Source organism: Paenibacillus cisolokensis (genome assembly GCF_050481165.1).
Classification (GTDB): Bacteria; Bacillota; Bacilli; order Paenibacillales; family Paenibacillaceae; genus Paenibacillus_AH; species Paenibacillus_AH cisolokensis.
On record NZ_JBCNFP010000162.1, the window covers coordinates 1 to 12,265 of the forward strand.

Here is a 12,265-nt window from a genome sequence, read left to right on the forward strand (position 1 = left end):
ATTTTAACTGAGTGATCGCGCAATCTTGACAAGATGCCTCCTTCTCCTATAATATTTATTGTTGAATATTGGGCGTACGGTTTTGTGTCACCCTCACGAAGACGGTCGCTGACAGGACAGCGGCTGAACTAGCCTGTCAGGAGCCCGGCGGTATCAGCCGTCCGCGCTCGCCAGACCGCCTTCGGCGAAACAACCCCATTTTCAAACATCCCATTTGAAGAAGGAGTTTTTGCGACGCATGGCACGTTATACAGGACCCAAATTTAAACTGAGCCGCCGTCTCGGCATTTCCCTGAGCGGTACCGGCAAAGAATTGAAACGCCCGTTTCCGCCCGGACAACATGGACCGAACCAACGCAAAAAGTTGAGCGGATACGGCGTGCAGCTGCAAGAAAAGCAAAAACTGCGCCATATGTACGGCTTGAGCGAGAAGCAGTTCCGCAACCTGTTCGATAAAGCGACGAAAATGAAAGGGATCGCCGGCGAGAACTTCTTGATCCTGCTGGAGAGCCGTCTGGACAACCTCGTATACCGTCTCGGTCTGGCGAACTCCCGCGCAGGCGCCCGCCAGCTGGTCGCACACGGACATGTGACGGTCAACGGACGCAAGGTTGACATTCCTTCCTATACCGTTTCCGTCGGCGATGTGATCGGACTGCGCGAACGCAGCCGCGGTCTGAAATCGATCAAGGAAGCGAGAGAAGGACGCCACCATCTGCCGAACTATCTGGAGTTCAACGACCAGACGATGGAAGGCAAATATATCCGCCTGCCGGAGCGTGCGGAGCTCTCGCAGGATATCGACGAAAGACAAATCGTCGAGTTCTACAGCCGCTAATGAGAAGCCCCCGGGATTTTCCGGGGGTTTTCGGTTTCAAAGGGATTTGTTATTCTATCGCTGCCGTCTTTTCGTCTTTGCCGGCGTTCGGCCGCTTCGCCGCCTCCGGTGACGGCTTCGGCGCTTCCAATGTGCCCGTCAGTCCCTGAATCAGCGCATTCACGTCGATTCCGGTGACGTTCTTCAGCATATCCGGCGCCGTCGCCATCAATTCGGTCACGTAATTGCTGACTCTCGCGGCCCCCTGTCCATTGCCCGTATCGACAACGGTCAGCTTATCAATCCCTTTAATCGGCTCGGCCACCTTGCCGGCCAGCTCAGGCAGCATTTTGGCGATAATATCGAGCACCGCTGCCTGACCGAAGTTTTGGAACGCCTCCGCCAGCTTCTCTTTCGCCTCCGCTTCGGCAAGCCCCCGCAGACGAATGACTTCCGCCTCGGCCGTACCTCTGGCCCGCTCGGCTTCGGCCGCCGCCAGTCCGTCCAGCCGCTTCTGCTCGGCAAGCGCCTTCGCTTCCGCTTCGATCTTGTATTTCAGGGCGTCGGCTTCGCGCAGCCGTCTCGCCTTCTCCGCTTCGGCCGCCTGCTCGACGGCATAGCGCTCGGCATCCGCTTTCTTCTTCACCTCGGCGTCGTACTGCTTCTCGCGGCGCAATATTTCTTTCGCTTCCAGATCGATTTCGCGCTCCTTGCGGACGAGCTCGACCTTCATCTGCTCCTCGACGACGCTTTGCTTCGCGCGGGCTTCCTGGATCGCGTAAGCCTGATCCGCCTCCGCTCTTGCCGTATCCTGCTCCCGCTTGAAGGCAGCGATTTTCAGTTCCTTCTCCTTGGTCGCCTCGGCGATGTTCGTATCGCGCAGCAGCTCCGCCTTCTGCCCCTGCTCTTCGGCGTTCGCCTTCTGAATCCGGGCGTCTCGGATCGCTTCCGCCTCGGCGATTTCCGCATCGCGCTTGACGGCGGCGATACGCGGCTTGCCGAGCGCGTCGAGATAACCGTGCTTATCCCGGACATCCTTGATCGTGAAGGATACGATCTGCAGCCCCATTTTTTTCAAGTCTTTGGCCGCGACGCCTTGAACTTCCTGCGCGAACTTGTCCCGGTTGCGGTACACTTCCTCGACGGTCATCGAACCGAGAATCGCCCGCAGATGGCCTTCCAGCACTTCCTGCGCCTCACCCTTCAGCGCCTCGGTCGGCTTGCCCATGAACTGTTCGGCGGCCGTGGCTATATCCTCGACGGAACCGCCGATTTTGATAATCGCCACGCCGTCCGCCATGACCGGCACGCCCAGTTCCGTATACACCTCGGGCGTTGAGATGTCCAGCTTGTGCGACAGCAGCGAGATGAATTCGGCTTTTTGGAATATCGGCAAAATAAATGCTCCGCCGCCGCGGACGATTTTGATTTTGCGGCCGGAATCGTCGATCATCACGTTGCGGCTCCCCAGGAAAGAGCCCGTAACAATCATCGCCTCGTCCGGACTTACCGTTTTGTACCGCGCCCAGAAGGCGAGGCCGAGCACAACGATTACGGCGATGACAATGGAGGGAATGATAAGAAAATCTGGCATAATGGCTGCTCCTCTCTCTTTGTTCTCACATCTCTAACCGTGAAACATACAGCGTACCGTCCCGCACTTCGACGACGACGACTCTCGATCCCCCGGCTATCGGCTCGCCGTCGAAGCTTGCCGCGATATGATTCGCGCGTCCGGCGCCGACGGAAACGAGCACTTCTCCGTACCCGGCGGACGGGATCGGCACAAGCACTTCCCCCAGCTTGCCGGTGAGGTCCCGGATCGAGTAGCCTGTGGAGTTTTCGCTGTTCTCCATCGGCTTGACATACAGGAAGAACACTCCCGCTCCCGCCAATACCGCAATAAGCAGCGAAGCCGCGATGACGGCGCCCGCGCCGAGCGGGCTGTAACGATCGAGCAGCAAGCCGGCTCCTCCGAAGACGGTGATCGCGCCGACGATCGTTGTCGGTTCCAGCCACGGCACCCCCTCAGGGGAAAGAAAGTCAAGCAATCCGTCCAGCGCTTCGCTCAGAAAATCGCCGAACACGACGCAGACGATCGCATACAACGCCCCCCCGGCAAGACACGACCAGAACAACGCCTCCACTTCTTTCCTCCTCCTTTCCAAGTCGCATGCGGTTGATCCATGACGATCAATAATACGAATCATGACCGAAAATGTTTCACAATTTCGCCAAAATTTAACGTCGAATTGACGAGAAAATTCTGTATTTTTCGGACACGGATACGTCCCGTTTCCGGCAAAAACGTCCGTCCGGCCCAGGCCGAACGGACGTGAACAAAACCCGGAGCGAATGCCAAGAACCGGTATCAAGACCCGGTATTACAGACGGATACGGGCAAACAGGCGCTTGCCAACCTGTACGACGTCTCCGTCTTTCGGTTCAATCTCGGCGTTCGGATCGGTAATTTTATTTTCATTGATGCGTACCGCTCCCTGCTGCACGCTGCGGCGCGCCTCGCTCCCCGAGCTTTGCAGGCCGAGCGCCGTCAGCAGACGGACGATCCGGATGCGTCCTTCCGACAGTTCTTCGGCAGGCAGCGATACTTCAGGAATGTCGTCCGGCAATGCCCGCTGCTGGAATACCGTCACGAAATGCTGCTCCGCCGCTTCCGCCGCTTCCTCTCCGTGGTACATCCGGACGAACGTACGGGCGAGCCTCATCTTGGCATCCCGGGGATGCAGCGTACCGTCGTTCAATCCGGCGCGCAGCTTCTCCAGTTCTTCATTGCTGATGTCGGTCGCCAATTCGAAATATTTCAGCATCAGCTCGTCCGGAATCGACATCGATTTGCCGTAAATTTGATTCGGCTCCTCGTCGATGCCGATATAGTTGCCAAGGCTTTTGCTCATTTTGTTGACGCCGTCCAGCCCTTCGATCAGCGGCATCATGATGGCGATTTGCGCCGGTTTGCCGTATTCCTTCTGCAGCGTCCTGCCCATGAGCAAATTGAATTTCTGGTCGGTGCCGCCAAGCTCCACGTCCGTTTCCAGCGCCACCGAGTCATAGCCTTGCATCAGCGGATAGAAAAATTCGTGAATGCTGATCGGCTGGCCGCTCTGATACCGCTTCGTAAAATCGTCGCGCTCCAGCATGCGGGCCACCGTCACCTTCGCAGCCAGGCCGACGACGTCGGCGAACGTCAGCGGCGCCAGCCAGGACGAATTGTAGTAAACCTTCGTGCGCTCCGGGTCGAGAATTTTAAATATTTGTTTCTGGTACGTCTCCGCATTGCGCTTGACATCCTCTTCGCTCAGCTGCTTGCGCGTTTCCGATTTGCCCGTCGGATCGCCGATTCTGCCCGTAAAATCGCCGATAATGAGCTGAATCTGGTGGCCGAGCTCCTGAAACTGCCGCAGCTTGTGCAGGACGACCGTATGTCCGACATGAATGTCCGGCGCCGACGGGTCCAGCCCGAGCTTGACGTTCAGCGGTTTGCCGGTCTTCACCGAATCGGCCAGCTTCTCCCTCAGCTCCTCCTCCGGCACGATTTCGACCGTTCCCCGGCGGATAACGGCCAATTGGCGCTCGACCTCCCGTTTCTGCTCCTCGTTCAACTGCTGCCATCGATCCATAATGCCATTCCTCCTTAAAAGTTTGGGATCAAAGTGAAGGGCAATAAAAAAATCCTTCGCATCCCCAAGGGACGAGAAGGATTATCTCGCGGTACCACCCTCGTTAGAACGCAAGCCGATGCGCCGCGGCGCATGATGCCCGCAACGATCGTTTACGCTCTCACTCGACTTTTGATAACGGAGTTTTCAATCTCCGGAACGGACTACTGACCGGTTGCGGCGGCGTTCCCCCGTTCGGCTACAGGCGGTAATTCGTCAAACGGGACGTGCCGGTTCGCACCTGCCACCGGCTCTCTGGGTCCTGACGCGATCCGTTTGCTACTGAAGCCTGTCATTGCCTTTGTCGCTGGTTCGTGCCGGCTCGCTTTCCGCGCGGCACATTATTGCTTTTATATCATAGCGTTTGCCGAAAGTCAACAACCGGTCGGATGGCGTGAATAACCGCCGCTTTCCGGACCTTTCCCCGCGCTGTCTGGCGTAAACGGGTTGATTTTGACGCCGTATGCCCGAAAATGGCGAATTGTGATATAATAATTCTGCTTTAGCCGAAATGACAGGAACGATTCGCGTCCGGCGTCCCGGATGTCCCTGCAATCATGAAGCCGGATTTACATAACGGCTTGTTCCGCGGCATGTTCGCCATGCCGCAACCTTTGGGAGGTGTAGGAATGAACGAAAATGACCGTCAGCAGGAACCGCGCAAACGCAGCAAATGGCGGACATTTTTTCTGGTCGTTTTCATTTCCGTCAAATGGCTCGTTATTTTCCTTATTATGATCGGGCTGCTGGCGGGCGGAGCCGTTACCGGTTATGTCGCAGCTCTCGTCAAGGACGACGAAATCCGGCCACGCACCCTGATCGAGCAAAAGGTGAACGAGAACGGCTTGACCGGATTTGTCTATTTCAGCGACGGATCGGTTATCGGTCAGCTGGTGAGCGAGGAAGACCGGCGGCTGGTCACGTATGAGGAAATACCGCAGCATGTGATCGATGCCCTGCTGGCGACGGAAGACAACAATTTCTGGAATCATTACGGTGTGGATATTAACGGTCTCGGCCGGGCCGTGAAGCAGAAGCTGCTCAACGAAGACCAGCAGACCGGCGGCAGCACGATTACCCAGCAGCTGGCGCGGCGGCTCTTCTTAAGCGCGGACCGGACCGACAGCCGGAAATTCAAGGAGATCCTGCTGTCGCTCCGGATGGAACGTTATTTGACGAAGCCGGAAATATTGACCGCATATCTGAACAAGATGCCGTTCGGCAACGGTTCCAACGGCTATAACGTATCGGGGATCAAGGCGGCGGCCAAAGGCATCTTCAATATTTCCGACCTGAGCCAGCTCAATCTCGCGCAAGCCGCTTATTTGGCCGGTCTTCCCCAGCGTCCGTCCGCCTATTCCGCTTTTACCGGCAAAGGCGAATTCAACGAGGAAAACTTCGGCTATGCGATGGAGCGCCAAAGGCATGTGCTGAGCCGGATGCTGGAGACGGGCAGAATTACGCAAGCCGAATACGAAGAGGCGAAAGCTTTCGATATCCGGGCGTCGCTCGCCAAACCGTCGCCAAAGGCTTACGCCAAATATCCGTATCTGATGTTCGAAGCCCAGCGGGCGGCAGCCGAAATTTTGCTCAAGCAAAAAAATCCCGAGCTGACGGAGGCCGATCTGCGCAACAATCCCGCGCTGGTGGAAGAAGCCCGGCAGGAGCTTCTGAGCAGCGGATATCGCGTCTATACGACGATCGACAAAAAAATATATTCGCTGATGAAGAAAATCGCCGAAGACAAGAACAATTTCACCCCTGACAGCAAAGAAAAAGGGATGGAGCAAATTGCTGCCGTGATGATCAATCATAAAACCGGGGCGATCATCAGCATGCTCGAAGGCCGGGATTTCTACGAAGAGCAAATGAATCTGGCGACGCAGATGATCCGCCAGCCCGGCTCGACGATGAAGCCGATCGCCGCCTATTTGCCCGCCCTGGAAGAAGGGCTCATTCAGCCGGCGGGAGTTCTGGACGACTCGCCGATCATTCTGAAGGACGGCGGCAAAGGCTACCACATTCCGATGAACGCCGGACGCAACTTCAGAGGACTGGTCACGGCGCGGGAAGCGCTTGACCGTTCGCTGAACATTCCGGCCATCAAGCTGTTCGTCGAGAAGGTGACGATCAAAAAATCATGGGATTTCGTGCGCAAGCTGGGCATTACGACGCTGCATCCGGACGACGATTACGCCCAGACCGGGGTTATCGGCGGACTGCATAGCGGCACCACCGTCGAAGAGCTGACCAATGCTTACGGTACGATCCCGAACGGCGGCATATTCAACGACGCCTATATGATCAGCCAGATTACCGACAGCGAAGGAAACGTCGTGTATCGCCACAAAGCGGAGCCCAGACGGGTCTTCTCCGAACAGACCGCGTTTCTGATGACCGACATGCTCCGCACCGTCATTGCGAACGAACGGGGAACTGCGCACGACTTGACGGGACTGTTCGACAAGTACGGAACGATCCCGATCGCGGGGAAAACCGGCTCGACGCAAAATTACGCCGACGTCTGGTTTATGGGCTTCACGCCGGACATTACACTCGGCGTATGGGCCGGTTACGAGCAACAGATTCACACGTTGTCCGATAACGGCAAAAAGAGGGCGCGGCATATATGGGCGAAAATTATGAACGAAACGGTGAAAGAAAAGCCGACGCTGTTCAAGACCGAATCGTTCGCACGCCCGGACGGCGTCGTGAAGGCGACCGTTTCCAGCGTCAGCGGCAAACTGCCGACCGATCTGACCCGCCAGGCGGGATTGCTGACGACGGACTGGTTTAATGAAAAATATTTGCCGAAGGAACCCGACGACGCGCTGGTGAAATTCAAATACATTTCCTATAACGGCGTCAACTACTTGCCCAACCCGGCAACGCCGGAGGATATGGTCAGCGAAAAAATCGGCATCAAACGGGAAAAGCCGCTTGACCAGCTGATGGACGAAATCAGGGCGGCGCAGGAGAAAATGCCGGCCAGCAGCCGCCGGCCGCTCGGCCAATACGTGCCGAGGGACGCGGACAGCGGAGCCCCGTCCAAAATCGATCCGCGCAAGGACGACGGCGCTGTGCCGAGTCCGCCGCCGAATGTGCGGCTTGTGACGGAAGGCAACACGGTGACGATAGGCTTCTCCGCGAGCGGCGAGTCCGACGTTGTCGGTTACCGGCTGTATCGCTCGGTCGGAACGAACGCGTTCCAAAAGATAGGGCCTTCCATTCTGACAGGACAAACGTACCGGTTTACCGACACGATCGCGCCCAATACCGCCTACCGTTACTATGTGACGGCGGTCGACGTCGTCGGCAAGGAATCGGCGCCGAGCGCTATCGTCCAGATTGTGCCGGAAGCGCCGCCCGTTCCGGTCATTCCCGTGCCGGATCCGGCCGAGCCGGCGGTGCCGGATGCAGGGACGGCCGTTCCTGACAACGTCCAAGCGCCAACGTCTGTCCCCGATGCGATTCAGGGCGGCGAGCAGCCGGCAACGGAAAGCATGCCGGAACAGACCGCAGCGCCGTAACAGCGCGGCTGTTCCGGTTATACACTATGGAAAAAGCCGCCATTTCTGGTTTCGGAAATGGCGGCTTTGCCGTTGAGTCGTAACAGGATCAGTCCTCGATCGTCGACAGATCGCCAGTCGGCAAGTTCAGCTCCCATGCCTTCAGCACGCGGCGCATAATTTTGCCGCTGCGCGTCTTCGGCAATTTGTCCTTGAATTCGATTTCACGCGGCGCCGCGTGAGCGGCCAGACCCGTTTTGACGAACTGGGCAATTTCCGTCTTCAGCTCGTCGCTCGGCTCAAACCCTTCGCGCAGCGAAATAAACGCTTTAATAATTTCGCCCCGGATCGGATCGGGCTTACCGATTACGCCCGCTTCCGCAACGGCCGGATGCTCGACAAGCTTGCTTTCGACTTCGAACGGACCGACGCGTTCGCCGGCGGTCATAATGACGTCGTCGACCCGCCCCTGGAACCAGAAATAGCCGTCCTCGTCGACATAAGCGGAATCTCCCGATACATACCAGCCTTTCAAGCGGAAATATTCTTCATACTTCGCCGGGTTTTTCCAAACAGAGCGCATCATCGACGGCCACGGCGTACGGATCGCCAGATTGCCCATCCGGTAAGGAGGCAGTTCATTGCCGTTATCGTCGACAATTCCGGCCTCTACTCCCGGTATCGGCTTGCCCATCGATCCCGGTTTAATGTCCATAGCCGGGTAGTTGCAAATCATATGCGCCCCCGTCTCGGTCATCCACCACGTATCGTGAATCCGCAGCCCGTAAACTTTCATGCCCCAGCGCACGACTTCCGGATTGAGCGGTTCCCCGACACTCAGCACATGCCGCAAGCTGGACAGATCATACTGCTTCACGATATCGTCGCCGGCGCCCATCAGCATCCGGAAGGCGGTCGGCGCGCTGTACCATACCGTCACGCCGTAGTGCTGAATCGTCCCGTACCAGTCCTGCGGGCTGAAACGTCCGCCGCGCACGACATTGGTCGCGCCGTTCAGCCAGGGGGCAAAAATTCCGTAAGACGTGCCGGTTACCCAGCCCGGATCGGCCGTGCACCAGTAAATATCGTCTTCTTTCAGATCGAGCACGATTTTGCCCGTATAGTAATGCTGAATCATCGCGTTCTGAACGTGATAAACCCCTTTCGGTTTACCCGTCGAACCGGATGTGTAGTGTATGATCATGCCGTCTTCGCGGCCCAGCCACTCGATTTCCGTCTCGTCGGAAACCGCTGCCATCTCCGCCTTGTAATCGACGATTCCGTTTCCGGGTTCTATGTCATCGCCTACGACGATCAAATATTTCAACGCAGGCAGTTCGTCCCGCTTGATGCGCGGCAGAAGCGACGGCGTCGTAACGATGGCGATCGCCTCGCTGTCCTGCAAACGGTCTTTGACGGCCATCTCCATAAACGCTTCGAACAACGGTCCGACGATGGCGCCGATTTTCAGCGTACCGAGCAGGCTGATGTAGAGCTCCGGCGTGCGCGGCATAAAAATAAATACGCGCTCGCCCTTGCCGATGCCCAGCTTGCGCAGCACGTTGGCGAACCGGTTCGATTGCCGGCTTAGCTGTTCGAACGTATACGCCTCTTGCCGCTGATTGTCCATGTAATGCAAAGCGACCTTGCCGCCGCGGCCCTCGGCCACATGACGGTCGATCGCTTCATAGGCCATATTCACTTTTCCCGTCTTATGCCAGGTGAAATGCTTCTCTATGTCTTCCCAACGAAACGATTTGCGGGCCTCTTCGTAGTTCCCCATATTCGATCCGGTGGCCGTAGCCGGAATCCGCTCTTGATGCAAGTTGATCACGCCTATCATCCTCCCATCAAAACTGGCACTGCGTAGCTGCTGTCGCAAAAGCGCGGACAAGAATGCGCTTTCACAAATTGTTCAACTTTATTATAACATATTCGCTTTTGTTTAGACCAATCTTTTCAATTCCCTCGTAATCTGTTATAAGTGAAAAGAGTATATGATGCAGCCCGTATATCGGCCGCCCGGATCGGCGAAAGCTCATCGGCAGAAAGGAGCGGGTTCTTTCGTGGAGCACCGTAAACAATTGCATAAAGAGCGGGTACCTTATCGGGACCGCGAGCTGGTTGTCGAAGGCCCGCTGCCGCCGGAAGACGTTTCCCGGCTGCGCATGCACGCCGATCTGGACGCGTTCCGGCGACCGGATGAGCAGCACAAGGCGCTCGTGGAAATTGCCGGTCTGCCGGAAGGACGCATTATTGTCGCGCGCGACGAGGATACGATCGTCGGTTATGTAACGTTCCATTATCCCGACGAGCTGGAGCGATGGTCCGAAAGCGGCATGGAAGATCTGATCGAGCTTGGCGCGATCGAAGTCGCGAACGAATATCGAGGGTACGGACTCGGCAAAAGGCTGATCCGCGTTGCATTCGCCGGCGGACAGCTGGAAAATGCGATCGTTTATACGACGGAATATTATTGGCACTGGGATTTGGAAGGCACCAAAATGAGCGTCTGGGAATATCGCAGAATGATGGAAGATCTTATGAAATGTGTCGACATGGTCTGGTTCGCCACCGACGATCCGGAAATATGCTCTCACCCGGCCAATTGTCTGATGGTGCGCATCGGCAAAGAGGTGCCGCTCGAATCGGTCGAGCGGTTCGACCGGGTCCGCTTCCGTCAGCGCTTTATGTATTGACATCTTACGAGGCGACTTTGTTCTGTAAAGTCTAGTTATGCTTACGAAGCGACTTTGCTTCGCGAAGTTTAGCTCACGCTTACGAAACGATTTGCTTCGCGAAGTTTAGCTCACGCTTACGAAGCGACTTTTGCTTCGCGAAGTAGTCCAGTTTATGCTTACGAAGCGACTTTTGCTTCGCAAAGTCTTGAGGAGGTCCCGTTCATGTCGGCGGACGCCGTATTTGTGCATCCTCCGGGCGCTGCCCGATATAAATTCCGCGCCGACCATCCGTTCGATCCGATCCGGCTTACGCTGGCTATCGATCTGCTGACAAGCGTCGGCGCATTGAAAGCAAGCGACATCATAGCGTCTGAGCCGGCCGATACGAATCTGTTGTCGCTCGTTCACCGCCCGGACTACATCCATGCCGTAACCGCTCTCAGCAAGGAGCATCCCGAGACTCGATGGCTCGATGAAGCCGAACGATTCGGCTTGGGCACGGAAGACACGCCGTTCTTTCCCGGCATGCATGACGCCGCGGCGCAGCTTGTCGGCGGCTCGGTGCGGGCGGCCGAGGAAGTCATGTCCGGCCGTGCGCTCCACGCTTATCATATGGCCGGTGGCTTGCATCATGCCTTTCCGGAGCGCGGCGCCGGTTTCTGCGTCTACAACGACGTGGCGATCGCCATTAAATACATCCGGCAGCGCTACGGAGCGAAAGTGTTGTATATCGACACCGACGTGCATCACGGCGACGGCGTGCAATGGGCTTTCTACGACGATGCGGACGTATGCACGTATTCGATTCACGAGACCGGCAAATATTTGTTTCCTGGAACCGGTTTCGTCCATGAACGCGGCAGCGAGCTCGGTTTCGGCTTTTGCTATAATATGCCCGTCGAACCTTATACCGAGGACGATTCATGGCTCGAATCCTTCGTTTCCACCGTAGAAAAAGTAGCGAGGGCGTTCCGTCCGGATATAATCGTCAGCCAGCACGGCTGTGACGCGCACGCGCTTGATCCGCTCTCCCACATTCACTGCAGCACCCGGATCTATCTGGAAATGCCGCGCATCATCCACGAGTTGGCCCATCGATACGCACAAGGACGATGGGTCGCGGTAGGAGGCGGCGGCTACGACATATGGCGCGTCGTCCCAAGGGCCTGGTCGCTCGTCTGGCTGGCGATGACGGAGCATCCGCTTGTCGGCCGCCTGGTCGCAGGGGAGAATGCGCCTTTGCCGGCCGAATGGGTGGCGCGATGGCTTCCGCACAGTCCCGAGCCATTGCCCGACCGCTGGCTGGACGATACGTCAGCCTGGACGCCGATGCCCCGCAGAGCCGAAATCACCGCCAAAAACCAGGCGACTGCCGGCATTCTGGTACAGGATTTGTAGGGCGATGCGCCATAGAGGCTAAGGCATAGAGGCCAATGATAGAGGCGCTGTTGAGTCGCAGTTAATGCAGTTAGACCCCCATGCCGCTGACGCGGCACCATCAGATGATGAAAATAGGGGACGTGCGGTATAATGGACTTGCGGCTGGCGAGGGAGGTCGCCAAACCCTGTTGCTCACGAGCC

General features: G+C 57.0%; 8 protein-coding genes and 1 other annotated feature. Of the genes, 4 read left to right on the forward strand and 4 right to left on the reverse strand.

Annotation, left to right across the window (positions count from 1 at the left end):
- Positions 1-238 precede the first annotated feature (238 nt).
- Entirely contained in the window at positions 239-838 is a 600-nt protein-coding gene (gene rpsD / locus ABEV74_RS21965) for a 30S ribosomal protein S4 (RefSeq protein WP_062492474.1), read from the forward strand.
- 49 nt (positions 839-887) lie between these two features.
- Here the strand turns inward: rpsD and floT are convergent, their stop codons facing one another.
- From floT to tyrS, 3 genes are all read right to left on the reverse strand, one after another.
- Complete coding sequence (gene floT, locus ABEV74_RS21970; protein WP_062492473.1) at positions 888-2,411, reverse strand: flotillin lipid rafts scaffold protein FloT; 1,524 nt, start codon at positions 2,409-2,411, stop codon at positions 888-890.
- A 25-nt stretch (positions 2,412-2,436) separates the two neighbouring features.
- Positions 2,437-2,964: an NfeD family membrane protein gene (locus tag ABEV74_RS21975; RefSeq protein ID WP_430149612.1), complete on the reverse strand. Its 528-nt coding sequence runs from the start codon at positions 2,962-2,964 to the stop codon at positions 2,437-2,439.
- Positions 2,965-3,201: 237 nt separating this feature from the next.
- Positions 3,202-4,455: a tyrosine--tRNA ligase gene (tyrS, locus tag ABEV74_RS21980; protein ID WP_062492471.1), complete on the reverse strand. Its 1,254-nt coding sequence runs from the start codon at positions 4,453-4,455 to the stop codon at positions 3,202-3,204.
- 64 nt (positions 4,456-4,519) lie between these two features.
- Positions 4,520-4,799 (reverse strand) — a binding site (T-box leader).
- 324 nt (positions 4,800-5,123) lie between these two features.
- Here tyrS and ABEV74_RS21985 point away from each other — a divergent pair.
- Positions 5,124-8,024: a transglycosylase domain-containing protein gene (locus ABEV74_RS21985; RefSeq protein WP_430149615.1), complete on the forward strand. Its 2,901-nt coding sequence runs from the start codon at positions 5,124-5,126 to the stop codon at positions 8,022-8,024.
- Positions 8,025-8,112: 88 nt separating this feature from the next.
- Here ABEV74_RS21985 and acsA read toward each other — a convergent pair whose 3' ends face one another.
- On the reverse strand, positions 8,113-9,837 hold the full coding sequence (acsA, locus tag ABEV74_RS21990) for an acetate--CoA ligase (RefSeq protein WP_430149618.1): 1,725 nt from the start codon (positions 9,835-9,837) through the stop codon (positions 8,113-8,115).
- 232 nt (positions 9,838-10,069) lie between these two features.
- Here acsA and ABEV74_RS21995 point away from each other — a divergent pair, with 232 nt between their 5' ends.
- Entirely contained in the window at positions 10,070-10,702 is a 633-nt protein-coding gene (locus tag ABEV74_RS21995) for a GNAT family N-acetyltransferase (protein ID WP_062496709.1), read from the forward strand.
- Positions 10,703-10,906: 204 nt separating this feature from the next.
- Positions 10,907-12,082, forward strand: coding sequence for an acetoin utilization protein AcuC (locus ABEV74_RS22000; protein WP_430149621.1), 1,176 nt, complete (start codon positions 10,907-10,909; stop codon positions 12,080-12,082).
- Positions 12,083-12,265 lie beyond the last annotated feature (183 nt).